This window comes from Streptomyces sp. GbtcB6 (assembly GCF_019091475.1).
Classification (GTDB): domain Bacteria; phylum Actinomycetota; class Actinomycetes; order Streptomycetales; family Streptomycetaceae; genus Streptomyces; species Streptomyces hyaluromycini.
Map to the genome: position 1 here is coordinate 171590 of NZ_JAGXJL010000001.1, position 25122 is coordinate 196711.

Sequence of the window (25122 nt, forward strand, 5' to 3'; positions counted from 1 at the left end):
GGAGATGTAATTCCATGACAGACGCACTCAAGCGCCTCTCCGACGAAGGCGTCGCGATCTGGCTGGACGACCTGTCGCGCAAGCGGATCACGTCCGGCAACCTCGCCGAGCTGATCGACCAGCAGCACGTCGTGGGCGTCACCACCAACCCGACGATCTTCCAGAAGGCGATCTCTTCGGGCGACGGCTACCAGCAGCAGGTCTCGGACCTCGCCGCCCGCAAGGTCACCGTCGAAGAGGCCATTCGCATGATCACCACGGCGGACGTCCGCGACGCCGCCGACATCCTGCGCCCGGTGTTCGACGCGACCGGCGGCCAGGACGGCCGCGTGTCGATCGAGGTCGACCCGCGCCTGGCGCACAACACGACGGCGACGATCGCCGAGGCCAAGCAGCTGGCCTGGCTGGTCGACCGCCCCAACACCCTGATCAAGATCCCGGCCACCAAGGCGGGCCTGCCGGCGATCACCGAGGTCATCGGCCTCGGCATCAGCGTCAACGTCACGCTGATCTTCTCGCTGGAGCGCTACCGCGCGGTCATGGACGCCTACCTGGCCGGTCTGGAGAAGGCCAAGGAGCGCGGCCTCGACCTGTCGCTCATCCGTTCGGTGGCGTCGTTCTTCGTGTCCCGCGTGGACACCGAGATCGACAAGCGCCTGAACGATGTGGGCACCGACGAGGCCAAGGCGCTGCGCGGCAAGGCCGCCGTCGCCAACGCGCGCCTCGCCTACCAGGCGTACGAAGAGGTCTTCTCCACCGCTCGCTGGAGCGCGCTGGAGAGCGCGGGCGCCAACAAGCAGCGTCCGCTGTGGGCCTCCACCGGCGTCAAGGACCCGGCGTACAAGGACACCCTGTACGTCGACGACCTGGTCGCACCGAACACGGTGAACACCATGCCGGAGGCCACCCTCGTCGCGGTCGAGGACCACGGCGGCATCACCGGCGACACGATCACGGGCACGTACGAGCAGGCCCGCGCCGACCTCGACGCCGTCGAGAAGCTCGGGATCTCGTACGACGACGTGGTCCAGGTACTGGAGGACGAGGGCGTCGAGAAGTTCGCGGCGTCCTGGAACGACCTGCTCAAGTCGACCCAGGCGGAGCTGGAGCGCCTGGCCCCCTCGGAGGGCTGAACTCTGTCAAGCAGCAACCCGCTGCGTGACCCCGCAGACCGACGGCTCCCGCGCATCGCGGGGCCGTCCGGTCTGGTCATCTTCGGCGTCACGGGCGACCTCTCCCGTAAGAAGCTCATGCCCGCCGTCTACGACCTCGCCAACCGGGGTCTGCTGCCGCCGGGCTTCTCCCTGGTCGGCTTCGCCCGCCGTGAGTGGGCTCACGAGGACTTCGCCGCCGAGGTCCACGACGCCGTCAAGGACCACGCGCGCACGCCGTTCCGCGAGGAGGTCTGGCAGCAGCTCATCCAGGGGATGCGCTTCGTCCAGGGCACCTTCGACGACGACGACGCGTTCGAGCGCCTGCGCTCCACCATCGAGGAACTGGACAAGGCACAGGGCACGGGCGGCAACTTCGCCTTCTACCTGTCGGTCCCGCCGCGCTCCTTCCCGGTGGTCATCCAGCAGCTGAAGAAGCACGGGCTGGCCGACCAGTCCGGCGGCTCCTGGCGGCGCGCGGTCATCGAGAAGCCCTTCGGCCACGACCTGAAGTCGGCCGAGGAGCTCAACAAGGTCGTGCACGAGGTGTTCGAACCGGACCAGGTGTTCCGGATCGACCACTACCTCGGCAAGGAGACCGTCCAGAACATCCTGGCGCTGCGCTTCGCCAACACCATGTACGAGCCGATCTGGAACCGGTCCTTCGTGGACCACGTGCAGATCACCATGGCCGAGGACATCGGCATCGGCGGCCGCGCGGGCTACTACGACGGCATCGGCTCGGCCCGTGACGTCATCCAGAACCACCTGCTCCAGCTCATGGCCCTGACGGCCATGGAGGAGCCGGCCTCCTTCGACGCGGACGCACTCGCGGCGGAGAAGGAGAAGGTGCTCGGCGCGGTACGGCTGCCGAAGGACCTGGGCCGCTCGACCGTGCGCGGCCAGTACGCGGCCGGCTGGCAGGGCGGCGAGAAGGTCATCGGCTACCTCGAAGAGGACGGCATCAACACCAAGTCGAAGACCGACACCTACGCGGCCGTGAAGCTGGGCATCGACAACCGCCGCTGGGCGGGAGTCCCCTTCTACCTGCGCACCGGCAAGCGCCTCGGCCGCCGCGTCACCGAGATCGCGGTGGTCTTCCAGCGGGCCCCGCACTCCCCCTTCGACACGACGGCCACCGAGGAACTGGGCCAGAACGCGATCGTCATCCGCGTCCAGCCCGACGAGGGCGTCACCGTCCGCTTCGGCTCCAAGGTGCCGGGCACCTCGATGGAGATCCGGGACGTGTCGATGGACTTCGCCTACGGCGAGTCCTTCACCGAGTCCTCGCCGGAGGCGTACGAGCGCCTGATCCTGGACGTGCTGCTCGGCGACTCCAACCTCTTCCCGCGCACGGAGGAGGTCGAGCTGTCCTGGAAGATCCTCGACCCGATCGAGGAGTACTGGGACACGCACGGCAGGCCCGCCCAGTACAAGTCCGGCACCTGGGGCCCCGCCGAGGCCGACGAGATGCTGGCACGAGACGGACGGAGCTGGCGCCGCCCATGAAGATAGACCTCACGGACACCACGGCCGGCAAGGTCAACAAGGCGCTGGTGCAGGGCCGCCGGGCCATCGGCACGCCCGCCGTGGGCATGGTGCTGACCCTCGTCATCGTCACCGACGAGGAGAACGCGTACGACGCCCTGAAGGCCGCCGGCGACGCCTCGCACGAGCACCCCTCGCGCACGCTGGTCGTCATCAGGCGTGTCTCCCGCTCCCCCCGCGACCGTACGGCGTCCCGCCTGGACGCCGAGGTCCGGGTGGGCGCGGACGCGGGCTCCGGCGAGACGGTGATCCTGCGCCTGTACGGCGAGGTCGCCGACCACGCCGACTCGGTCGTGCTGCCGCTGCTGCTGCCGGACGCTCCGGTCGTCGTCTGGTGGCCGGTGAACGCCCCGCTCGACCCGGCGAAGGACCCGCTGGGCGCCCTCGCCCAGCGCCGGGTCACCGACACCTACTCCTCCGAGCAGCCGGTACGGGAGCTGTCCGCCCGCGCGGACGCCTACACCCCCGGCGACACGGACCTGTCCTGGACCCGGATCACGCCCTGGCGCTCGATGCTGGCGGCGGCCCTGGACCAGGTGGTCTGCGAGGTCAAGGCGGTCGAGGTGGAGGGCGAGGAGTTCAACCCGAGCTGCGAGCTGCTGGCGATGTGGCTCGCGGACCGGCTGGACGTCCCCGTCAAGCGCTCCCTCTCGGCCGGCCCCGGTCTGACCGCGGTCCGGCTCGACACCAGCGAGGGCGCGATCGCCCTCGACCGTGCGGACGGCTCCCTCGCCACCCTGTCCATCGACGGCCAGCCCGACCGTGCGGTGGCGCTGAAGCGGCGCGACACGGCCGAGCTGATCGCGGAGGAGCTGCGCCGGCTCGACCCGGACGACACCTACGCGTCGGCGCTGCGGTTCGGCGTGGAGCGCCTGAACGCGTCGGCGGCTCCGGCTCCGGCCGCTGCTGCTGCGGTGCCGGTACCGGCGACGCCGGCGGCCGCCCAGGCCGCTCCGGCCGCCCAGGGCTCCGAGCCGCCTGCCAAAGGAGAACCGGCCGTCGAAGCCGCTGCCGCGGAAGTTCCCACGCCCGAAGCGGCGGCGAAGGAACCGCTGAAGAAGAGGGCGAAGGCGACATGAGCACCCCCCAGCTGGTCGTGCACCGCGACAAGGAGCTGATGGCGCAGGCCGCCGCGGCCCGCCTGATCACGAAGATCGTGGACGCCCAGGCCTCCCGGGGCGAGGCGTCCGTGGTCCTCACCGGCGGCCGCAACGGCAACGGCCTGCTGGCGGCCCTGGCGGCGGCCCCGGCGCGGGACGCCATCGACTGGAGCCGGCTCGACCTGTGGTGGGGCGACGAACGCTTCCTCCCCGAGGGCGACCCGGAGCGCAATGTCACCCAGGCCCGTGACGCCCTGCTCGACCAGGTCCCGGTGGACCCGAAGCGCGTGCACGCCATGCCCGCGTCGGACGGCCCCTGGGGCACGGACGTGGACGCGGCGGCCGAGTCCTACGCGGCGGAGCTGGCCCGCGCGGCCGGCCCCGAGAACCACGGCTCGGTGCCCACCTTCGACGTCCTGATGCTGGGCGTCGGCCCGGACACCCACGTGGCCTCGCTCTTCCCGGAGCTGCCCGCGGTCCGGGAGACGGAACGCACGGTGGTCGGCGTCCACGGCGCCCCCAAGCCGCCGCCGACCCGTGTCTCCCTCACCCTCCCCGCCATCCGCTCGGCCCGCGAGGTCTGGCTGCTGGCGGCGGGCGAGGACAAGGCCGAGGCCGTCGCCATCGCCCTCTCGGGCGCAGGCGAGATCCAGGCCCCGGCCGCAGGCGCCCAGGGCCGCCAGCGCACCCTGTGGCTCCTGGACGCGACAGCGGCCTCCCAGCTGCCCCGGTCGCTGTATCCGCCGGCTTCGCCCTGAGAACCCCTTGCGGAAGAGCCCGTACGGTCCCTCGCGGACCGTACGGGCTCTTTCCGTTCCGGGACTTCGGACTAACGCCCGCGCAGCTCCCGGTACTTGGCCACCAGGGCCTTCGTCGACGCGTCCAGGCCGGGTACCTCGGTGCCCTCGGTCAGTGCGGGTTCGATGCGCTTGGCGAGGACCTTGCCCAGCTCCACGCCCCACTGGTCGAAGGAGTCGATGTTCCAGACGGCGCCCTGGGTGAACACCTTGTGTTCGTAGAGGGCGACGAGCTGGCCGAGGACGGACGGGGTGAGTTCCTTCGCGAGGATGGTCGTCGTCGGGTGGTTGCCCTTGAAGGTGCGGTGCGGGACCTGCTCCTCGGGGACGCCCTCCGCACGGACCTCGTCGGCGGTCTTGCCGAAGGCCAGCGCCTGGGTCTGCGCGAAGAAGTTCGCCATCAGCAGGTCGTGCTGTGCCTTGAGTTCACCGCTCAGCTCGGCGACCGGCTCGGCGAAGCCGATGAAGTCCGCCGGGATCAGCTTGGTGCCCTGGTGGATCAACTGGTAGTACGCGTGCTGGCCGTTGGTGCCGGGCGTGCCCCAGACCACCGGACCCGTCTGCCAGTCGGCCTCCTTGCCGTCACGCGCCACGTACTTGCCGTTGGACTCCATGTCCAGCTGCTGCAGGTAGGCGGTGAACTTGGAGAGGTAGTGCGAGTACGGCAGCACCGCGTGCGACTGGGCGTCGTGGAAGTTGCCGTACCAGATGCCCAGCAGGCCCAGCAGCAGAGGGACGTTGGACTCGGCGGGGGCGGTGCGGAAGTGCTCGTCGACCAGGTGGAAGCCGTCCAGCATCTCGTGGAAGCGGTCCGGGCCGATGGCGATCATCAGCGAGAGGCCGATGGCCGAGTCGTAGGAGTAGCGACCGCCGACCCAGTCCCAGAACTCGAACATGTTGGCCGTGTCGATGCCGAAGTCCGACACCTTCTCGGAGTTCGTGGAGAGGGCCACGAAGTGCTTGGCGACCGCTTCCGGGCCGGCCTTCAGCTCGGTGAGGAGCCAGTTGCGCGCGGAGGTCGCGTTGGTGATGGTCTCGATCGTGGTGAACGTCTTGGAGGCGATGATGAACAGCGTCTCCGCCGGGTCCAGGTCGCGGGTGGCCTCGTGCAGGTCGGCGCCGTCGACGTTGGAGACGAAGCGGACCGTGAGGTCGCGGTCGGTGAAGCTGCGCAGCACCTCGTAGGCCATCGCCGGGCCGAGGTCGGAGCCGCCGATGCCGACGTTGATCACGTTCCTGATGCGCTTGCCGGTGTGGCCGGTCCAGGCGCCGGAGCGGACCCGGTCGGCGAAGGAGCTCATCTTGTCCAGGACCGCGTGCACCTGCGGCACCACGTTCTCGCCGTCGACCTCGATCACCGCGTCGCGCGGGGCACGCAGGGCCGTGTGCAGCACCGCGCGGTTCTCGGTGACGTTGATCTTCTCGCCGCGGAACATGGCGTCCCGCAGGCCGAAGACGTCGGTGGCGGCGGCCAGCTCCCGCAGCAGCCGCAGCGTCTCGTCGTTGACCAGGTGCTTCGAGTAGTCGATGTGGAGGTCGCCGACCTGGAGGGTGTAGCCCGTGCCGCGTCCCGGGTCGGCGGCGAACAGGTCCCGCAGACGGGCGTCGGCGAGCTCCTCCCGGTGCTTGGCGAGCGCGGTCCACTCGGGCGTCTGGTTGAGCCTGGTACGGCCGTCTGCGTTCATTCCGACTTCAGCCTTCTTCCTTGCACCTGTCCTGTTGCGTCCCCGCCCCGCTGCCGGATCCAACCTAGTTGATCAGCGTGGCGCGCGGCTCGCGGTCGCACCGTCCCGCGGCGCAACAACAGGTACGTCCGGCTTGCGCACCGGTATCAACGAGGTGACGGCCAGGCCGAAGAGGACGGCGGCCAGCAGTGCGGGGCCGTTCAGTCCGTAGGCTCCCGCGACGGCTCCGCCGAGGAGGGCGCCGAGCGGCGCGCCGGACGTGGAGGAGGTGCGGAAGGCGGAGGCGATCCGGCCTGTCATCGACTCGGGTGCGCGTTGCTGCATCAGGGTGACCTGATTGACGTTCCACACCATGTTCATCGCGCCGAGCAGGAGCATGCCGGCGACGAGGGCGCCGAGGTGCCGGACGGTGCCGATGAGAAGCAGGGACGACGTCTGGACGGTCCCGGCGACCAGCAGGGCCCGCACCCGGCCGGTGCGGCGGGCGATGCGCTGGGCGAGGAAGCCGCCGGTGATGCTGCCCGCCGAATAGGCGGTCATGGCGGCCGCGTATCCCGCGGTACCGGCGTGCAGCCAGCGCGTCACGTGCAGTACCAGGGTGGCGATCAGGGCACCCATGCCGATGTTGCAGAGCAGGGTGGCGACGCAGACCGCCCGCAGGGCGCGGTCCTGCCACAGGGCGCGCAGGCCCTCGCCGATCTCCGTGCGCAGGGTGCTGCCGGCCGGGCGTGGCGCCCGCTCCGGCGGCTGTATCCGGAGGGAGGCGACCAGGGCGGCGGCCGCCAGGTAGGTGCTCGCGTCCGCCGCGAAGGGCATGAACGCGCCGGCCGCCAGGAGCAGCGGCACGAGCGGGGCCCCGAGCAGGCCGCCGGCGATCTGCTGGCCGGTCATCAGCCGGGCGTTGGCCCCGCCCAGGGTCTGCCGGTCCACCAGGGAGGGCAGCAGGGCCGTGGAGGCGTTGTCGAAGAGCGTCTGCAGGGTGGTGAGCGCGAAGGCGAGCAGAAGCAGCAGCGGGATCGAGGCGTGACCGAGTGCCACGGCGACCGCGAAGGCGGCGACGAGCAGCCCCCGTACCGTGTCCACGGCCCACATCGCGCGCCGCTGGTCCACCCGGTCCGCGACGGCACCGCCGAGCAGCCCGAACAGCAGCCACGGCAGATAGCCGCAGGCGGTCACCGAGGCGATGGCGAGCGGGTCGTCGGTCAGGCGCGCGGCCAGCAGGGGCAGCGCGGACGTCCGTAACGCGTCCCCGAACCGGGAGACCACGGCGGCCGTCCACAGCCGCCCGAATCCCCCGCGCCACGCGGGTGCCCCCTCGCCCGTCGTCATCCTCGCCCCCTCGCGGTTCGCCGATACACAAACCGTAGAGGGCAGCACTGACAACGGGCCGGGCCCCGGCCGCGGAGACAACTCCGGCCAGGCGCCCGCAGGCCCCCGGCCGGTCCCAACTCCTAGATCTCGCCCCGCAGTTTGGCGAGCGCCTCGGCGAGGATCGCCTCGCCGTCCGCGTCGCTGCGCCGCTCCCGTACGTACGCGAGGTGCGTCTTGTACGGCTCGGTGCGCGGCGGGTCCGGCGGGTTGTCCCGGTCCTGACCGGCCGGGAAGCCACAGCGCGGGCAGTCCCAGGTCTCGGGCACCTGCGCGTCGCTGGCGAAGCTCGGCTGCGTCTCATGCCCGTTGGAGCACCAGAAGGAGATGCGCAGACGGGGCGCGGACTCACCGCGCTCGGCCTCGCCCATCGGCCCCGCCCCGACCCGGCTACCTCGGATCGCGTTGCCACTTGCCACGGTCGTAACTCCCTGCGTGATGGTGCCGCGAAGCGAGTCGGCGTGTCGCTTCGTTGCGAGCGCCTCAGTCTACGTAAGGCCCAACGCGCGTCCAGTGGTGGGAGTTACCGCCCCCGCACCTAGACGCAAGCCCCATGATAGGCCGCGCTCAGGTGCGCGTACCGAACATGGGGCCTTACGTACAGATTGTGCGTGTGTGCGAGTCGCGGATCAGCTGTTCGTCTTCATCAGGAGGCCGAGGACCACGATGCACGCGAACCACAGCAGACCGATGATCAGGGTGATCCGGTCCAGGTTCCGCTCGGCGACCGAGGAGCCGCCGACGGAGGACTGCATGCCGCCACCGAACATGTCGGAGAGGCCGCCGCCCTTGCCCTTGTGCATCAGCACCAGCAGCATCAGCAGCAGGCTGAAGACGATCAGGGCGATCGAGAACCCCAAAACCACGGCTGGACCAACTCTCTCGGATTCGGATGAACGACGGGGACAAGGCGGCAAGCCGTCTTGTCCCCGCAAGGGTACGACGGATCGTCCCCGGGGCCTACTCGCTCGGCCTGATCACTGATCGCGGAAGCGCACGATCTTGACGAATTCGTCCGCGTCCAGCGAGGCACCGCCGACCAGGGCGCCGTCGATGTCGGCCTGCGCCATGATCTCGGCCACGTTGCCGGCCTTGACGGAGCCGCCGTACTGGATGCGGACCTGGTCGGCCAGCTCCTGGCTGTACAGCTCGGCGACCTTGGCGCGGATCGCGGCGCAGACCTCCTGGGCGTCCGGAGCGCCGCAGACCTTGCCGGTGCCGATGGCCCACACGGGCTCGTAGGCGATCACGACCGACTCGGCCTGCTCGGCCGGGATGTCCTTGAGACCGCCCTCGACCTGGGCGAGGGTGTGGGCGACGTGGTTGCCCGCCTCGCGGACCTCCAGCTCCTCGCCGACGCACAGGATCGGGGTCAGACCGTGCTTGTAGGCGGCCTTGACCTTGGCGTTCACGATCTCGTCGGTCTCGGCGTGGTACTGGCGGCGCTCGGAGTGGCCGATGACCACGTACGTGCACTTCAGCTTGGCCAGCATGGGGCCGGAGATCTCGCCGGTGTAGGCGCCGGAGTCGTGTGCCGAGAGGTCCTGGGCGCCGTACTTGATCTTGAGCTTGTCGCCGTCGACCAGGGTCTGCACGGAACGCAGGTCGGTGAAGGGCGGCAGGACGGCGACCTCGACGGCCTCGTAGTCCTTGTCGGCCAGGGCGAAGGCGAGCTTCTGGACGTGCGCGATGGCCTCGAGGTGGTTGAGGTTCATCTTCCAGTTGCCCGCCATGATCGGCGTGCGAGTGGTCATACGGGGTCAGTCCTCCAGTGCGGCGAGGCCGGGGAGCGTCTTGCCCTCGAGGTATTCGAGGGAGGCGCCGCCACCGGTCGAGATGTGTCCGAACGCGTTCTCGTCGAAGCCGAGGATGCGCACGGCGGCTGCGGAGTCACCGCCGCCGACGACGGTGAAGCCCTTGGACTCGACGAGGGCCTGGGCGACCGCCCGGGTGCCCGCGGCGTAGTCGGGGTGCTCGAAGACGCCCATGGGGCCGTTCCAGAAGACGGTGGCGGCGTCGGCGAGCTTCGAGGCGTACAGCTTGCCGGTCTCCGGGCCGATGTCCAGGCCCATCTGACCGGCGGGCATGGCGTCCGCGGCGACCGTGCTGGGGTTGGCCGGAGCCTTGCCCGACAGGTCCGGGAACTCGGGGGCGACCAGGGTGTCGACGGGCAGGACGATCTCCACGCCGGTCTTCTCGGCGCGCTCCAGGTACTCGGTGACGGTGGCGAGCTGGTCCTCCTGGAGGAGGGAGCTGCCGACCTCGTACCCCTTGGCCTTGAGGAAGGTGTAGACCATGCCTCCGCCGACGAGGATGCGGTCGGCCTTGCCGAGCAGTTCGTCGATGACGGCGAGCTTGTCGGAGACCTTGGCGCCGCCGAGCACCACCACGTAGGGGCGCTTGACGTCCTCGGTGAGCTTCTTCAGGACGCCGACCTCGGTGGCGATCAGGTAGCCGGCGTAGTGCGGCAGCCGGGCCGGGAGGTCGTAGACGGAGGCGTGCTTGCGGTGCACCGCGCCGAAGCCGTCGCCGACGTAGGCGTCGGCGAGGGCCGCCAGCTGGTCGGCGAACTCGCCGCGCTCGGTGTCGTCCTTGGACGTCTCGCCGGCGTTGAAGCGCAGGTTCTCGATGACGGCGACCTGGCCGGGCTGCAGGCCGTTCACCGCGTCGTGGGCGGCGGGGCCGACGGTGTCCTGGGCGAACGCGATCGGGGCGCCGAGCAGTTCACCGAGCCGCTCGGCGGCCTGGAGCAGGGAGAACTTCGGGTCCGGGGCACCCTTGGGGCGGCCCAGGTGCGAGGCGACGACCACCTTGGCGCCCGCGTCGGCCAGGGCCTTGACGGTGGGCAGGACGGCACGGATGCGGCCGTCGTCGGTGATGAGACCGTCGGCCATCGGCACGTTGAGGTCGGCGCGGACGAAGACCCGCTTGCCGTCGACCCCTTCGGCGAGGAGTTCGTCGATCGTCTTCATGGTTGGGGACTCCTACAGGAGGGCTCTTGATCGTACGAGGACTGATCGAACCGTATGTCGTCGGGTCGATCCTTACGTGCGTCAGGGCCCGGGCGGCGCGACCGTGCGCTGCCCGAGCCCTGCTACCGCATCGAGGTGCCTGTTCGGCCGATCAGAGCTGGTTGCCGACGAAGACCGTGAGGTCGACGAGGCGGTTGGAGTAGCCCCACTCGTTGTCGTACCAGCCGAGGATCTTCACCGTGTTGCCCTCCTGGACCATGGTCAGGGAGGAGTCGAAGGTGCAGGAGGCCGGGTCGCCGACGATGTCCGAGGAGACGATCTCGTCCTCGGTGTACGCCAGGTAGCCCTTCAGGTCGCCGTCGTCGGCGGCCTTCTTGAACGCGGCGTTGACCTCGTCCTTGGTGACCTCGCGCTGCAGCGTCACGACCAGGTCGGTGGCGGAGCCGGTGGGGACCGGGACGCGCATGGCGATGCCGTCCAGCTTGCCCTTGAGCTGCGGGAGGACCAGCGCGGTGGCCTTGGCGGCACCGGTGGTGGTCGGGATGATGTTCTCCGCGGCGGCACGCGCGCGACGCAGGTCCTTGTGCGGGAAGTCCAGGATGCGCTGGTCGTTGGTGTACGCGTGCACCGTCGTCATCAGGCCCTTGACGATGCCGAAGTTCTCGTCGAGGACCTTCGCCATCGGCGCCACACAGTTGGTGGTGCAGGAGGCGTTGGAGATGACGTGGTGGTTCGCCGGGTCGTACTTGTCCTGGTTGACGCCCATCACGATGGTGATGTCCTCGTTCTTGGCCGGAGCCGAGATGAGGACCTTCTTGGCGCCGCCGGCGATGTGCTTGGCGGCGTCTTCCTTGTTGGTGAAGATGCCGGTCGACTCGATGACGATGTCGACGCCCAGGTCGCCCCACGGGATGTCGGCGGGGTTGCGCTCGGACAGCACCTTGATGGTGTGACCGTCGACGGTGATCGTGTCGGCGGTGTGCGACACCTCGGCCTTGAGGCGACCGAGGATCGTGTCGTACTTCAGCAGGTGTGCGGTGGTCGCGGTGTCACCCAGGTCGTTGACAGCCACGATCTCGATGTCAGCGCCCTGCTCCAGCAGCGCGCGGAAGTAGTTGCGACCGATACGACCGAAGCCGTTGATGCCTACGCGGATCGTCACGAACCGATCTCCTCGTTGGTACGCCGGCCATGCGGTGCCGGCGAGCTGTATTTGGGATGTCCCCGACCACCCATGACCCTACCTCCCTGAGGCTCCCGCGGTGACATCCAGATGCCCCATACACGGCGAGGCGGTCCGTACCCGCCAGTAGAGGTACGGACCACCTCGGATCGATGGTCGAATCACACCCGTTTGTCACGGAATGCCGACCAGTTTTTACCGCCCTTTCACTCGTTCGTGAGCGGGTCGGCTCACATGTCGAGTGCCGTCGGCGTCAGTTGTCGAGTGCTGTCAACGCCTTCTTCACCAGAGCGGCACGATCGGCCGCGGAACTGACCTGTTCCAGGCCGAAACCGAGCAGCACGGTGCGGTCGGTGGTGATCGCTCCGTACGTCTTGAACAGGGCTCCGGTGCGCGCCCAGTCCTTGAGGACGGCCGGGCTGCCCGCGGGCGGTCCGGTCACGCTCCAGGGACCGAGGGAGGTCTCGAAGCCCTCGGTCTCGGTGGCCGTGCCGCCCACCACGAGCGAGGCGTCGTCGACGAGGACGCCGTGCCCGCCGGTGCTCGGGTCGGTGATGTAGCCGATGGAGACCTCGACGGACTTCCCCGCGTAGGCGCTCAGGTCGAAGCTCACCGGCTGCCAGCCCGCCGAGCTGCCGGTGAAGCTGTTCCACGAGCCACTGGTGCCGCTCGCGGTGCACTGGTTGTTCCCGATGGTCAGGTAGTGCTTGAGCCACGGGTGCTCGGCGATCAGGAAGCCGGCCCCGCACTCGCTCGGCACGGTGCTGCTGGTGGCGCCGCCCTTCTCGGGGAGGGTCGTCCAGTCGTCGGCGCCGACGACGTGCGCCTCCACCACCGCGTGGTCGTAGCCGGGTTCGGTGTCCCACAGCAGCTTGGCGCTGAGGGCCGGCTGCTGGGACGCGGTGACACCGGTGAGGTCGATGGTGCGGGTGAGGCGCTTGTAGGCGTCGTCGGTGTGGACGGCCGCGGCCATGTACGACCCCGAGTACGGCCCGTACGGGTTGACGGTCCCGGCGAACTGGCCCGCGCCCGCGCTGGCGAACTGGGGGTAGGTGCCGGGCGACAGCTCGTCGGAGGTGACGGCGTAGGTCCCGGCCTTGTCGAGCGGGTTGGCGGACGTGCCGCCGAGGGCCCCGCTGAAGCCGTCCAGCGTGCCGGAGCCGGTGAAGCCGGTGGCTCCGGGTGTCGACGTACGGGAGTAGGCGCCCAGGTAGTACTGGCTGAAGTCGTTCGACGGGGTGCCGTCGCCGAGGTTCACGGTGCCGCCGGCCAGCTCGCCCGCCTCGATCAGCTTGCCGCCCTCGTTGAGGTAGGCGCGCAGCTGGAGCTGGGTGTCGTTGCCGGGTCCTGCGGTGCCCGAGTAGTGGACGACGGTCTTGAAGTGCTTGAGCACGCCGAGCGCGTCGGGCGCGCCCTGGGTGGCGACGTCCCAGACGACCGCCTTGTGCCCGGCCGCCTTCAGCGCGTCGACGTAGGTCTGCGCCTGGGTGGCCTTGGCGCCTTCCTCGGCGACCACCAGGGTGTCCGCCTTGGGCCGCTCGGCGACGGTGTACGTGAAGTGCGAGCTGGAGACCTTCTTGCCGCTCTTCGTCTCACCGGTGAACCACACCTCGACCTTGTCGCCCGGGTCGCCGTCCTTCACCTTGGCCCGGTACTCGTCGAAGTAGAGGTTGTCGTCACCGCCGTACGTCTCGCCGCCCTTCCATGCCTTGAGCGCCCTGTCCAGCGTGCGGCCGCCGTTGACGCGGTACTTGAGCTCCTTGTCGCGGATCGCCTTGCGGACGACGACGGAGACCTCCTGGTCGGCGCCGCGCGAGTACGACGTGGAGAACGTCGCCGGGGTGAAGTCGGCGGCGCTCAGGCCGACCGAGGAGACCGGCTGGTCGGGGTGGGCGGCGGTCTCGGCGACGGAGAGCGCGAAGGGGATGTTCTTCTCGAACTCGTCCTGGATCAGCTTCTCGTCGTCCGGGAAGTTGAAGACCGACTGGCAGTCGGCGGCGTTCCAGGCGTCGTTCGGGTCGATGTTCGAGGCCGTCTGGCAGGTCGACATCTCGGGGGTGAACATCGCCATGCCGTTGACGTTCGACGCGTGGCCGTCCGCCTCGCCGTTGGTCGTGTACAGCTCCGAGGAGACCTGCGAGTGGTAGCCGGGGATCGCCGGGTTGTCCGGGGTGCCGGCGAGCGCCTTGTAGAGGACGTCGTCCGGGGTCGGGGTGGCCACCTGCCAGCCGACCCCGTAGAGGAGGAGTTCGGCGGCGGAGTGGTAGTTGATGCCGTACGTGAACCCGATCCGCTTCTCGAAGTCGTCCAGCGCCCTGGTCTCGGGCTCGGACTCGGGGCTCGCGCCGCGGTAGGTCTCGCTGGTGGGGTTGGGGGACGAACCCTCGTCGTCGTAGCCCCACTTGTAGCCGAAGTTGCGGTTGAGGTCGACGCCGTCACCCGTGCTGATGACACCGTCGCCGTTGACGTCCCGCAGGTTCTTGCGCCACAGGCGGGTGTCGGAGTTCTGGAAGGTGTAGTCGTAGCCGTCCGGGTTGGCGGACAGCACGAACCACAGCTCGGTGGAGTCGACGATCTTCTTGATGCGCTTGTCGGTGCTGTAGTTGTCCAGGTAGTAGTGCATCAGCCGGCGGGTCATCTCCGGCGTGATCCACTCGCGTGCGTGCTGGTTGGACAGGTACAGCACGGAGGGCTTCGAGCCGTCCTTCGACTTCTTCGCGCCCTTGGTCAGTTTGAGCGCGAGGATGTCCTGCCCGTCGACCGTCTTGCCGATGGACTCCACCTTGGTCAGGCCGGGGTTGGCCTGCGCGGTCGCGAGGATCTCCGCCTCGAGCCCGCCGCTGCCGCTGTACGGGCGGAACACACCCTGCGAGGCGTCCTCGACCCGCGCCTCGGCCTTGGCCGACACCGTGTGCTCGGTGAGGTCGACGCCCTGCTTCTCCAGCTTCTTCGCCTGCTGGTCGGTGAGGTACAGCTCGACTTCGGTCTTGCCTGATCCGGTGACCTGGTCGCCGAGTTCATGGCCGTCCTGCCCGGCTTGGAGCAGGAGGGGAATCTGTTTCTTGGTGACGTCGGCGTGGAAGACCTTGACCTGGTCGGGGTCGGGTTTCGGGGAACTCCCGGTCTGCGCCTGCGCCATGGGTGCGAGTGCGGCTCCGCCGAGCAGGAGCGCGCCGACAGCGAGGATCGATCTCGCTCTGTGTCTCATGTACCCCCCTAGCAGTGGTCCGCCACAGTGGCGAACTCATGCCAGGCTCATGACACTTCATGATCCAGTCAAGGGCGACTCACGGACAGTTCACGGTGGCTTAAAAGAGACGCAAACGCCGGTGCCGACGACCGTCGCGGCCGTCGGCACCGGCGAGTTGACGGTGCCTCAGCCTGCGAGGTTGTCGGCCAGCTCCTCGGAGAGGTTGGCCTCGGTGCCCGGGATGCCCAGATCGGACGCACGCTTGTCGGCCATCGCGAGCAGACGGCGGATCCGGCCGGCGACGGCGTCCTTGGTGAGCGGCGGGTCGGCGAGCGCACCCAGCTCCTCCAGGGAGGCCTGCTTGTGCTCCATCCGCAGCCGGCCGGCCGCCGCGAGGTGCTCGGGAACCTCGTCGGCGAGGATCTCCAGGGCCCGCTGGACCCTGGCCCCGGCGGCCACGGCCGCGCGGGCGGAGCGGCGCAGGTTGGCGTCGTCGAAGTTGGCCAGGCGGTTCGCGGTGGCGCGGACCTCGCGGCGCATCCGGCGCTCCTCCCAGGCCAGCACCGACTCGTGCGCGCCGAGGCGGGTCAGCAGCGCGCCGATCGCGTCACCGTCACGGACGACCACGCGGTCCACCCCGCGCACCTCACGGGCCTTCGCGGCGATGGACAGCCGACGGGCCGCCCCGACCAGCGCGAGCGCGGCCTCCGGGCCCGGGCAGGTCACCTCCAGGGAGGAGGAGCGGCCGGGCTCGGTCAGCGAGCCGTGCGCCAGGAAGGCGCCGCGCCAGGCCGCCTCGGCGTCGCAGGTGGCCCCGGAGACGACCTGCGGGGGCAGACCCCTGATCGGCCGGCCCCGGCCGTCCACCAGGCCGGTCTGGCGGGCCAGCTGGTCACCGCCCGCCACCACGCGCACCACGTACCGGGAGCCGCGGCGCAGCCCGCCGGGTGCCATCACGATCAGCTCGGAGCTGTGGCCGAAGATCTCCAGGATGTCCCGCTTGAGGCGCCGGGCCGCCATCGCGGTGTCCAGCTCCGCCTCGATCACGATGCGCCCGCTCACGAGGTGGAGGCCGCCCGCGAACCGCAGAATGGCGGAGACCTCCGCCTTCCGGCAGCAGGTCCGGGTGACGGGTAGCCGGGAGATCTCGTCCTTCACCGCTGCCGTCATCGCCATGGGCCGATCCTTCCATGCATCCGAAAAATACGGTCGTACGCGGCGGCCAACAGCTCCGGGTCGTGCCGGGGTGAACCGTCGGTCCGGGCCACGGGGCTCAGCTCGACCGCGGCTCCCAGCCGCTTGGCGGCCTCGGTGAGCGAGTCGCGGTCGGGCACGGCGGCCTCGTCGGCCAGCACCACGTCCAGGGCGAGTTTAGGGGCGTGTCGCCCCAAAACCTCCAAATGACGCTGCGGGGAGAAGCCCTCGGTTTCTCCCGGCTGCGGTGCCAGGTTCAGGGACAGGACCTTTCGGGCCTTGGTCTCGGTGAGCGCGTCGAGCAGATCGGGGACGAGCAGGTGCGGGATCACCGACGAGAACCAGGATCCCGGGCCGAGCACCACCCAGTCCGCGTCCAGCACGGCCTCGACCGCCTCCGGCACCGCCGGCGGGTCGTGCGGCACCAGGTGCACGGACTGCACCTCACCGGGTGTGAGCGCCACGGTGGCCTGCCCCCGGACGATGTCCACCTCCTCGGGCCGCTCCGGGTCGTGCCCCTTGACCAGGGCCTGCAGCTCCAGCGGCACGGCGGACATCGGCAGCACACGCCCGTGCGCGCCGAGCAGCTTGCCGACCAGGTCCAGGGCCTGGACGTGGTCACCGAGCTGTTCCCACAGGGCGACGATCAGCAGGTTGCCGACCGCGTGCTCGTGCAGGTCGCCCTTGGACTGGAAGCGGTGCTGGATGACCCGGGCCCAGGTCTGGCCCCAGTCGTCGTCACCGCACAGGGCGGCGAGGGCCTTGCGCAGATCACCCGGGGGAAGGACGCCCAGCTCGTCACGGAGCCGCCCGCTCGATCCGCCGTCGTCGGCCACGGTGACGACGGCGGTGAGGTCGCCGGTGATCCGGCGCAGGGCGGCGAGCGAGGCGGACAGTCCCATGCCGCCGCCCAGGGCGACCACCTTGGGCTGGGCACCGCGTCGGCGCGGCCGGGCGCCGCGGGCCTCGACGGGACGGCCCGTGCGGGACTCGGGCGCCATCCGGCGCAGCCTGCTCAGCCGTGGAGTGCGCTCGGTCACTCGCGCCCCATGTCCCGGTGCACGACTACGGTCTCCACTCCCTCGGCGGCCAGGCGGGCGGCGAGCTTCTCGGACACGGCGACCGAGCGGTGCTTGCCGCCCGTGCAGCCGATGGCGATCGTCACATAGCGCTTGCCCTCCCGCCGGTACCCGGTCGCGATCAGCCGCAGCAGCTCGGCGTACCGGTCGAGGAACTCCTTGGCGCCCGGCTGGTTGAAGACGTACGCCGACACCTCCTCGTTGAGGCCGGTGTACGGGCGCAGCTCCGGCACCCAGTGCGGGTTGGGCAGGAACCGCATGTCGGCGACCAGGTCGGCGTCGACCGGCAGGCCGTACTTGAAGCCGAACGACATCACCGTCGCCCGCAGCTCGGGCTCCTCGTCGCCGGCGAACTGGGCGTCCATCTTGGCGCGCAGCTCGTGCACGTTGAGGCTGGAGGTGTCGATCACCAGGTCGGCGTCGCCGCGCAGCTCGCGCAGCAGCTCCCGCTCGGCCGCGATGCCGTCGACGATCCGGCCGTCGCCCTGCAGCGGGTGCGGGCGGCGCACCGACTCGAAGCGGCGGACCAGGGCGTCGTCGGAGGACTCCAGGAAGACGATCCGGCGCGTGACGCCCCGGCTGTCGAGGTCGGCCAGAGACTCACGCAGGTTGTCGAAGAAGCGCCGGCCGCGCACGTCGACCACGACCGCGATCCGCGCCACGTTGCCCTGGGAGCGGGCGCCCAGCTCGACCATGGTGGGGATGAGGGCCGGCGGGAGGTTGTCCACGACGAACCAGCCGAGGTCCTCCAGGCACTTCGCCGCCGTCGAACGGCCGGCTCCCGACATGCCGGAGATGATCACCAGCTCGGGGATGGCGGCCTCGGGCACCCCGGCCGGAGTGGCGTCCGTACTCACTTCTGCTCCGTTTTCCTGAACCGCATCCGCTTCCGCTTCCTGCGGCTGATCCTGGCGCGCCTCGTTGTGCGTCTGCTGGGGCTCGCCCTGCGTTTCGCTGAACGCCGGATCTCGCTGTGCTGTGGGTTGTGCGTCGCGCTCGGTCATCTCTCCTGGCCCCGTCGATCGTCCGGGGCGCCCGCGGGTACGGGCTCCCCCGAGGCGTCCGCCGTCGTCTCGGACGCCTCGTCTTCCCTGTCATCCATGATCTCTCCGGTCGCCGTGTTCACGGCGGGTGCGGCCGGGGCCGCCTGGGCGAGGGCCACGGCGATGGTCTCGGCCGTCTTGCGGCCTATCCCGGGCACTTCCTGGATCTGCTCGATTGTGGCGGACCGCAGCTTCTTCACCGAGCCGAAATGCTTGATCAACGCCTGTTTGCGGGTTTCGCCGAGGCCCGGTACGTCGTCCAGGGGGCTGGAGCGGAAGCGCTTGGCCCGCTTGGTGCGCTGGTAGGTGATGGCGAAGCGGTGCGCCTCGTCACGGACGCGCTGGAGGAGGTAGAGCCCCTCGCTGCTGCGGGGCAGGACCACGGGGTCGTCGTCCTCGGGCAGCCAGACCTCTTCGAGGCGCTTGGCGAGGCCGCAGACGACGATGTCGTCGATACCGAGCTCGTCGAGCGCCCGCTTGGCCGCGGCGACCTGCGGCTGACCACCGTCGACGACCACGAGCTGGGGCGGGTAGGCGAACTTCCTGGGGCGGCCGTCCTCGTCCTTGAAACCGTTGACCGGGCCGGAGTCGGAGTCGGAGTCGGAGTCGGGGGCAGTGTCGGCGCCGCCGTGGGTTTCGCTGTGGGTTTCGGAGGCCGTGGGGATGCCGGTGGCTGTGAGGACGCCGGAGGCCGTGGCCGGGCCGGAGGCCGTGGTGGTGCCGGAGGCCGTGAGGACGTCTTCGGCACTGTCCTCTGCCCACTCGCCGGTCCGCTCCTTCTCGGCGAGGTAGCGGCGGAAGCGGCGGGTGATCACCTCGTGCATGGAGCGCACGTCGTCCTGGCCGGCGAAGCCCTTGATCTGGAAGCGGCGGTACTCGCTCTTGCGCTGCAGGCCGTCCTCGAAGACGACCATGGAGGCCACCACGTCGTCGCCCTGGAGGTGCGAGATGTCGTAGCACTCGATGCGCAGCGGGGCGCTGTCCAGGTCCAGGGCGTCGGCGATCTCCTCCAGCGCGCGCGAGCGGGTGGTGAGGTCGGAGGCACGCTTGGTCTTGTGCAGGGCGAGCGACTGCTGGGCGTTGCGCTGCACGGTCTCCATCAGGGCCTTCTTGTCGCCGCGCTGCGGGATGCGCAGCGAGACGTTGGCCCCGCGGCGGCCGGTGAGCCACTCCTGGACCGGCTCGACCGGCTCGGGCAGAGCCGGGACCAGCACCTCCTTGGGGACGGCGTCCCCGGTCTCCTCGCCGTAGAGCTGCTGGAGTGCGTGCTCGACGAGAGCACCGGTGGTGACGTCCTCCACCTTGTCCGTCACCCAGCCTCGCTGGCCGCGCACGCGTCCGCCGCGCACGTGGAAGATCTGGACGGCCGCCTCCAGCTCGTCCTCCGCGACGGCGATGAGGTCGGCGTCCGTCGCGTCGGCGAGCACGACCGCGTTCTTCTCCATGGCCTTCTTCAGGGCCTCGATGTCGTCGCGCAGCCGGGCGGCCCGCTCGTACTCCATCTCCTCGGCGGCCTCCATCATCTGCTTCTCCAGACGGCGGAGGTAGGTGCCCGTGCGGCCCGCCATGAAGTCACAGAACTCCTCGGCCAGTTCGCCGTGGTCCTCCGGGGAGATCCGGCCGACGCAGGGGGCCGAGCACTTGCCGATGTAGCCGAGCAGACAGGGGCGGCCGGTGCGGGCGGCGTTCTTGAACACCCCGGCTGAGCAGGTACGCACCGGGAACACGCGCAGCAGCAGGTCGACGGTGTCCCGGATCGCCCACGCGTGGCCGTACGGCCCGAAGTAACGCACGCCCTTCTTCTTGTGACCGCGCATCACCTGGACCCGCGGGAACTCCTCGTTCATCGTCACCGCGAGGTACGGGTAGCTCTTGTCGTCGCGGTACTTCACGTTGAACCGGGGGTCGTACTCCTTGATCCAGGAGTACTCCAGCTGAAGCGCCTCGACCTCCGTGGACACCACGGTCCACTCCACGGACGTCGCGGTGGTGACCATCGTCCGGGTGCGGGGGTGCAGGCCCGCCAGGTCCTGGAAGTAGTTCGCCAGGCGCTGGCGCAGGCTCTTCGCCTTTCCGACGTAGATCACCCGGCGGTGCTCGTCGCGGAACCTGTACACCCCGGGAGAGTCCGGGATCTGTCCCGGCTTGGGGCGGTAGCTGGAGGGGTCGGCCATGTCTCACACCCTACTGGCGAGCACCGACACCGCGACGGGCCTGTGGACAACCGTCCACGGGACCGGCGGGCCGGCGGACACCCGGGAGGCGGAGCCGACGGGCACCTCCGGGAGGCGAAGCCGACGGGACAGCGGGGGCCGCAGGCCCAAGGACGGCGGCGGGGCGGCGGGCCGGTGGCAGCTGCCTGCCGGCGGCAGCGCGGGGCCGGCGGAGGCAGGGCGATCCGCCGTCGGAGCGAGGTCTCCGCGCCTCCTGGCAAGCGCCCAGCCCCCCGTGGTTTACCGCCCTCCGCCCAGCGTCCACCTGGAAAGCGGATCGCGAAATCGGACACCTCGGCGCCCTTGCGAGCCGCTCCGGCATGCCGCACTCGCGGGCCCGGTCCGCGACCGGCGCGGAGCCGCTGGGCCGGTCGTGACGGATCTTGCGCGGCTTCCTCCCCAAATCGGCACCTCCCCCACGAACGATCTCCGGCCTCCTGGCCGACGGCGGCACCGCCGCACCCGCACGATCCCGCCGGTCACGGGGTCGCGCCTCGGCCAGGTGAGCTCTCTCGACCGGCCGAAGGTGTTGTCGGGGATTGGTCAACACGCTTCAATGCGGGGGAACTCGGGGCCGTGAGCGACGGCCTGCGGACGCGGCGTGCCCAGGTGCGGCCGCCCCGGCGCCGACGGGGTGGCCCCGAACCACGTCAACGGCCTGACCAGCCGTTGCACCCCCCAACAGAGAGGCCCCCTGCATGCGGCACGGCACACAGCACGCGGACGTCGCCACCGCGGAACTGGACTCGGCCCTGCGCGGCGGCCCCTTCCACGTGGCCCTGCGCGCCGCGATCGCCGCCCGTGGACTGCCGCTCCAGCGCGTGCAGCACCATCTGTCGCGCTACGGCGTAAAAGTGGGCGTCACCAGCCTTAGCTACTGGCAACAGGGCGCCCGCCGCCCCCAGCGCCCGGAGTCGCTGCGGGCCGTCCGCGCGCTGGAGGAGATCCTCCAGCTCCCGGACGAGTCCCTGATCCGGCTGCTCGCCGAGACCGACCAGGATCCGGCCGTGCGCCGCCCCGCCGCCCGTTCGTACCGCTCACTGATCGAGGCCTGTGACGTCCTGGACCGGCTGCAGGCCGAGCTCGACTGGTCCCTCGACGGCGGCCTGCACACCCTGGGACACCACGAGCGGGTGCGGATCGGCGCCCACCGTGAACTGGCCGCCCGAGAATCCCAGCACATCGTGCGCGCCCACCGGGACGGCATCGACCGCTTCGTGGCCGTCCACCAAGGCGACCCCGGCTGCGCCCCGCAGCACATGACCGTGCACGCACTGGAGAACTGCCGCGCGGGACGTGTCCGTTCGGACCAGGAGACCGGCCTCCTGGTCGCCGAACTCCTCTTCGGCACCCGGCTGCGCTCCGGCGACACCTTTCTCTTCCGCTACGCCGTCGAGGACGGCACGGCCGGTGCCTCACGCGAGTACGTCCGCAGTTTCGGCTTTCCCGGCGGCCAGTACACCCTTCAGGTGCGCTTCGCCGCCGACGCACTGCCGACACGCTGCCACCGGTTCGCCCAGCACTCGGCGGCGGCCCCGCGCAGCGGCCGGCAGACCCTGCCGCTGAGCGGGCTGCACCGCTCCGTCCACCTGGTCGAGCCCCGGGTACGGCCGGGCCTCCTGGGGATCGGCTGGGACTGGGAATGAACCGGCGCTGAGGCCCGCCCCTCGGATCAGGCGCCGGGGCCCGCCACGATCCGACCGTCCGCGGACTTCACCGGCAGTTCGTTCAACGGCTCGGTGGCCGGCGACCGCACCACCTTCCCGGTCAGGGCGTCGAACTCGCTGCCGTGGCAGGGGCAGACCAGCGTCGTGCCCTGGAGCTTGTTGATCGGGCACCCCGCGTGCGTGCAGATCGTGCTGTACGCCTTCAGCCCGCCGTCGGCGGACCGGCTGACGACCACGTTGTGCTCCCGGTAGAGCCGGGCGCCGCCCTTGGCGACCTCGCTCTCGGCTCCGAGGTCGACCGGCGCGGTCGGTGTGGCCTCGGCCGAAGCCGCACCGCCGGGTGCCTGGCAGGCGGCTGTCCCCAGCCCGGCGACCGATGTGACGGCCACTCCGCGCAGGACGGTACGGCGACTCGCGGAGGGATGGGCGGTCACAAGGGACTCCTGGTGGATCGGGACGGTGCGGGACGACACTACCTGGGCGGATCGTCCCGCTTCGGGGTGGGGGGTGCGGTGCCGGGCGTGGGGGTCGACGGCTCGCCGAATAGGACGTAAACGCTTACGCAAGCGTTTACGCGGCCATGCCGCATGGGGTAGCTTCCCGGCCGAAGGCCCCACGGCAGCCCGAGCGGAACCCGGCAGCCCGAGCGGGAAAAGGAGCCCTTGCCCAGGGCGGGAAGCGAGGAGGGGAGCCCTCATGCCCACCATGGCCGACGTCGCCCGGAGCGCCGGCGTCTCGGTGGCGACCGTCTCCCATGTGCTGAACGAGACCCGCCCGGTGCTGCCCCACACCCGTCAGGCCGTACTCGACGCCATCGAGGAGCTGGGCTACACGCCCAACACCCTCGCCCGCTCTCTGGTGACCAGCCGCACCCGCTCCATCGGGCTCGCGGTGTCGGCGATCAGCAACCCCTACTTCACGGAGATCCTCCAGGGCGTCGAGGCGGCTGTCCTGGAGCACGGCTACAGCCTGCTCATCGCCGACCCGCACGACGACCCCGAGCACGAACGCAAGGTCGTCCAGCTCCTCCACGAGCGCCGCGTCGACGGCCTGATCGTCGCCCCTTCCACCGACCCGCGCGCACTCCTCGGCTACCTCGGCCGTCATGCCGTACCGACCGTCCTCCTCGACCGGGTCATCGACGGCCGCGCGGACACCGCCCCGCCCTTCGACCAGGTCTGCGCCGAGAACACCGAGCCGATGGCCCGGCTTGTCACCCACCTCGCCGGTCTCGGGCACCGCCGGATCGGCCTGGTCGCGGGGCTGCCCGGGCTGAGCACCACCGGCGAGCGGATCACCGGCTACCGGCAGGGGCTGGCCACGGCCGGGCTGCCACTCGACGACACCCTGATCGTCCCCGGCGACTCCGCATCCGCAGGCGCCGAGCAGGCCACCGCCGCACTGCTGTCGCACGCCGCCCCGCCCACGGCACTCGTCACCGCCAACAACGCGATGACCATCGGCGCCCTGCGCGCCCTGCGCACGCGGGGCCTCTCCGTACCGGACGACATCGCCCTGTGCTGCTTCGACGACTTCGCCTGGGCCGATCTCTTCTCACCCCGGCTCACCGCCATCGCCCAGCCCAGCAGGGAACTCGGCGCCGAGGCGGTCCGCGTGCTCCTCGAACGGCTGGCCTCACTCGGCCGGCCCGCCCGGACCGTACGGCTCCCGTGCACCTTCGTGCACCGGACGTCATGCGGCTGCCGGGAGGAGGACGGCGAGACGCCGGCAGCCACGCGGGCCCCGCGGTCCGAGCCGCCCAGGTACTCCGAGAACCCCGTGCACCCCGAGAAAGGATCCCTCTCGTGATCGTCGTCGCCGGTGAAGCACTGATCGATCTGGTACCGCAGGGCACGGGCGCCCTCGCGGCCCTGCAGCCGGCGCTCGGCGGCGGCCCGTACAACACGGCCGTGGCCCTCGGCCGCCTCGGCTCCCTCACCGCGTTCTGCTCCCGCGCCTCCCACGACGCCTTCGGCGAGGCCCTGCTGGACGGGCTGCGGCAGGCGGGTGTGGACGTCTCCCTCGTGGAGCGCGGACCGGAACCGACCACCCTCGCGGCCGCGACGATCGACCCGCAGGGCTCCGCCTCTTACTCCTTCTACGTCGAGGGCACCGCCGACCGCCTGTTCACCGCCCCCGCCGGTCTCCCCGCCACGACCCGCGCCGTGTCCTTCGGTACGCTCTCGCTCGTCCTGGAACCGGGGGCGAGCGCCTACGAGGAGCTGATGCGCGACGCGGCCGGGCAGGGCCTGTTCACCGCACTCGACCCGAACATCCGGGCGGGTCTGATCACGGATCCGGACGCCTACCGGGCGCGTTTCAAGAGCTGGCTGCCCTCGGTGACTCTCCTCAAGCTCTCGGAGGAGGACGCGCTGTGGCTGGGCGGCACCCCGCACGAATGGCTGTCGGCGGGCCCCTCGGCCGTGGTGATCACCCATGGCGGTGACGGTCTCAGCGCCTTCACCCGCGACGGCACCGTGTACGCCGTCCCCGGCGAGGAGGTCGCCGTCGTGGACACGATCGGCGCCGGTGACACGGTGAACGCGGCTCTGCTGCACAGTCTGGCCGCTCAGGACGCGCTGTCCGCGGAGGCGCTCCTGGGGCTCGGCCCCGACGGCTGGACGAGGCTGCTGCGATTCGCGGCGCGGGCAGCCGCGATCACCTGCTCCCGGGCGGGTGCGGAACCGCCGTACGCCTACGAACTCGGGGACCTGTAGGGGACGTTCGACTTCTCGAACCGATTCGACGGATCCACCGGTTCCGCTGAGCTCGCTGTTGAGGAGTCAAGGTTCGTCGTGGCCGCGGGGATCGGGCGGCTGAATGTGGAACGAGCGGGGGGGCGCCGGGGGGGTCCCCGGGGGGGCGCGCCGTCTGGCTGTGTCCGGGGGGGCGGGGCCGGGGGGCCGGCCCCGGGGGGGCGCGGCGGGGTTTT

General features: G+C 70.6%; 20 protein-coding genes. 7 read left to right on the forward strand and 13 right to left on the reverse strand.

The features are described 5' to 3' along the window. The first annotated feature begins 14 nt into the window (after positions 1-14). Genes tal through pgl form a run of 4 tightly spaced genes read left to right on the forward strand, consistent with a single transcriptional unit; the run spans position 15 to position 4557 of the window. The gene (tal, locus tag KVT45_RS00815; protein ID WP_217544277.1) at positions 15-1133 is read left to right on the forward strand and encodes a transaldolase; all 1119 of its coding nucleotides are present in this window, start codon (positions 15-17) and stop codon (positions 1131-1133) included. A 3-nt stretch (positions 1134-1136) separates the two neighbouring features. After that, entirely contained in the window at positions 1137-2660 is a 1524-nt protein-coding gene (gene zwf, locus KVT45_RS00820) for a glucose-6-phosphate dehydrogenase (RefSeq protein ID WP_217544849.1), read from the forward strand. Beyond that, positions 2657-3778 carry a glucose-6-phosphate dehydrogenase assembly protein OpcA gene (gene opcA, locus KVT45_RS00825; RefSeq protein ID WP_217544278.1) on the forward strand — a complete coding sequence of 374 codons (1122 nt, stop codon included), beginning with the start codon at positions 2657-2659 and terminating at the stop codon, positions 3776-3778. The genes zwf and opcA overlap by 4 nt, the downstream gene beginning before the upstream one ends. Then, on the forward strand, positions 3775-4557 hold the full coding sequence (gene pgl, locus KVT45_RS00830; protein WP_217544280.1) for a 6-phosphogluconolactonase: 783 nt from the start codon (positions 3775-3777) through the stop codon (positions 4555-4557). The genes opcA and pgl overlap by 4 nt, the downstream gene beginning before the upstream one ends. A gap of 71 nt (positions 4558-4628) precedes the next feature. On the opposite strand, the gene pgi is transcribed toward pgl, so the two are convergent. The 12 genes from pgi to uvrC form a co-directional block, all read right to left on the reverse strand. Further along, entirely contained in the window at positions 4629-6281 is a 1653-nt protein-coding gene (pgi, locus tag KVT45_RS00835; protein ID WP_217544282.1) for a glucose-6-phosphate isomerase, read from the reverse strand. A 72-nt stretch (positions 6282-6353) separates the two neighbouring features. Further along, a complete protein-coding gene (locus tag KVT45_RS00840) occupies positions 6354-7610 on the reverse strand; it encodes an MFS transporter (protein ID WP_217544284.1) in 1257 nt (418 codons plus the stop codon). Positions 7611-7732: 122 nt separating this feature from the next. Then, positions 7733-8068 carry an RNA polymerase-binding protein RbpA gene (locus KVT45_RS00845; protein ID WP_003976875.1) on the reverse strand — a complete coding sequence of 112 codons (336 nt, stop codon included), beginning with the start codon at positions 8066-8068 and terminating at the stop codon, positions 7733-7735. 210 nt (positions 8069-8278) lie between these two features. Beyond that, the gene (gene secG, locus KVT45_RS00850) at positions 8279-8515 is read right to left on the reverse strand and encodes a preprotein translocase subunit SecG (RefSeq protein WP_089100927.1); all 237 of its coding nucleotides are present in this window, start codon (positions 8513-8515) and stop codon (positions 8279-8281) included. A 111-nt stretch (positions 8516-8626) separates the two neighbouring features. Continuing rightward, the gene (gene tpiA / locus KVT45_RS00855) at positions 8627-9403 is read right to left on the reverse strand and encodes a triose-phosphate isomerase (RefSeq protein ID WP_217544286.1); all 777 of its coding nucleotides are present in this window, start codon (positions 9401-9403) and stop codon (positions 8627-8629) included. 6 nt (positions 9404-9409) lie between these two features. Continuing rightward, positions 9410-10621 carry a phosphoglycerate kinase gene (gene pgk / locus KVT45_RS00860; protein ID WP_217544287.1) on the reverse strand — a complete coding sequence of 404 codons (1212 nt, stop codon included), beginning with the start codon at positions 10619-10621 and terminating at the stop codon, positions 9410-9412. A 151-nt stretch (positions 10622-10772) separates the two neighbouring features. Continuing rightward, the gene (gene gap / locus KVT45_RS00865; protein ID WP_217544289.1) at positions 10773-11783 is read right to left on the reverse strand and encodes a type I glyceraldehyde-3-phosphate dehydrogenase; all 1011 of its coding nucleotides are present in this window, start codon (positions 11781-11783) and stop codon (positions 10773-10775) included. Positions 11784-12057: 274 nt separating this feature from the next. After that, the gene (locus tag KVT45_RS00870) at positions 12058-15012 is read right to left on the reverse strand and encodes a M14 family metallopeptidase (protein ID WP_217544291.1); all 2955 of its coding nucleotides are present in this window, start codon (positions 15010-15012) and stop codon (positions 12058-12060) included. A gap of 168 nt (positions 15013-15180) precedes the next feature. After that, complete coding sequence (gene whiA, locus KVT45_RS00875; protein ID WP_089100932.1) at positions 15181-16170, reverse strand: DNA-binding protein WhiA; 990 nt, start codon at positions 16168-16170, stop codon at positions 15181-15183. Then, complete coding sequence (gene yvcK / locus KVT45_RS00880) at positions 16161-17228, reverse strand: uridine diphosphate-N-acetylglucosamine-binding protein YvcK (RefSeq protein ID WP_217544293.1); 1068 nt, start codon at positions 17226-17228, stop codon at positions 16161-16163. Before yvcK ends, whiA begins: the two co-directional genes overlap by 10 nt. Then, the gene (gene rapZ / locus KVT45_RS00885; protein ID WP_217544295.1) at positions 17225-18271 is read right to left on the reverse strand and encodes an RNase adapter RapZ; all 1047 of its coding nucleotides are present in this window, start codon (positions 18269-18271) and stop codon (positions 17225-17227) included. The genes yvcK and rapZ overlap by 4 nt, the downstream gene beginning before the upstream one ends. Next, positions 18268-20484, reverse strand: a complete 2217-nt coding sequence (uvrC, locus tag KVT45_RS00890; RefSeq protein ID WP_217544297.1) for an excinuclease ABC subunit UvrC — start codon at positions 20482-20484, stop codon at positions 18268-18270. The genes rapZ and uvrC overlap by 4 nt, the downstream gene beginning before the upstream one ends. Before the next feature lie 737 nt (positions 20485-21221). On the opposite strand from uvrC, the gene KVT45_RS00895 reads away from it, so the two are divergent. Beyond that, on the forward strand, positions 21222-22169 hold the full coding sequence (locus KVT45_RS00895; protein ID WP_217544299.1) for a hypothetical protein: 948 nt from the start codon (positions 21222-21224) through the stop codon (positions 22167-22169). 26 nt (positions 22170-22195) lie between these two features. On the opposite strand, the gene KVT45_RS00900 is transcribed toward KVT45_RS00895, so the two are convergent. Continuing rightward, the gene (locus tag KVT45_RS00900; protein ID WP_217544301.1) at positions 22196-22624 is read right to left on the reverse strand and encodes a Rieske (2Fe-2S) protein; all 429 of its coding nucleotides are present in this window, start codon (positions 22622-22624) and stop codon (positions 22196-22198) included. A 262-nt stretch (positions 22625-22886) separates the two neighbouring features. Here KVT45_RS00900 and KVT45_RS00905 point away from each other — a divergent pair, with 262 nt between their 5' ends. Beyond that, a complete protein-coding gene (locus KVT45_RS00905) occupies positions 22887-23999 on the forward strand; it encodes a LacI family DNA-binding transcriptional regulator (RefSeq protein ID WP_217544303.1) in 1113 nt (370 codons plus the stop codon). Further along, entirely contained in the window at positions 23996-24907 is a 912-nt protein-coding gene (locus KVT45_RS00910) for a carbohydrate kinase (RefSeq protein ID WP_217544305.1), read from the forward strand. Before KVT45_RS00905 ends, KVT45_RS00910 begins: the two co-directional genes overlap by 4 nt. Positions 24908-25122 lie beyond the last annotated feature (215 nt).

Excerpts from the sequence above, each read along its gene's own strand:
- KVT45_RS00840 (WP_217544284.1), bottom strand. The coding sequence starts at position 7,610 with ATGACGACGGGCGAGGGGGCACCCGCGTGGCGCGGGGGATTCGGGCGG.
- pgl (WP_217544280.1), top strand. The coding sequence starts at position 3,775 with ATGAGCACCCCCCAGCTGGTCGTGCACCGCGACAAGGAGCTGATGGCG.
- KVT45_RS00895 (WP_217544299.1), top strand. The coding sequence starts at position 21,222 with ATGCGGCACGGCACACAGCACGCGGACGTCGCCACCGCGGAACTGGAC.
- pgk (WP_217544287.1), bottom strand. The coding sequence starts at position 10,621 with ATGAAGACGATCGACGAACTCCTCGCCGAAGGGGTCGACGGCAAGCGG.
- tal (WP_217544277.1), top strand. The coding sequence starts at position 15 with ATGACAGACGCACTCAAGCGCCTCTCCGACGAAGGCGTCGCGATCTGG.
- pgi (WP_217544282.1), bottom strand. The coding sequence starts at position 6,281 with ATGAACGCAGACGGCCGTACCAGGCTCAACCAGACGCCCGAGTGGACC.
- rapZ (WP_217544295.1), bottom strand. The coding sequence starts at position 18,271 with ATGACCGAGCGCGACGCACAACCCACAGCACAGCGAGATCCGGCGTTC.
- opcA (WP_217544278.1), top strand. The coding sequence starts at position 2,657 with ATGAAGATAGACCTCACGGACACCACGGCCGGCAAGGTCAACAAGGCG.
- uvrC (WP_217544297.1), bottom strand. The coding sequence starts at position 20,484 with ATGGCCGACCCCTCCAGCTACCGCCCCAAGCCGGGACAGATCCCGGAC.
- whiA (WP_089100932.1), bottom strand. The coding sequence starts at position 16,170 with ATGGCGATGACGGCAGCGGTGAAGGACGAGATCTCCCGGCTACCCGTC.
- KVT45_RS00870 (WP_217544291.1), bottom strand. The coding sequence starts at position 15,012 with ATGAGACACAGAGCGAGATCGATCCTCGCTGTCGGCGCGCTCCTGCTC.
- tpiA (WP_217544286.1), bottom strand. The coding sequence starts at position 9,403 with ATGACCACTCGCACGCCGATCATGGCGGGCAACTGGAAGATGAACCTC.
- KVT45_RS00905 (WP_217544303.1), top strand. The coding sequence starts at position 22,887 with ATGCCCACCATGGCCGACGTCGCCCGGAGCGCCGGCGTCTCGGTGGCG.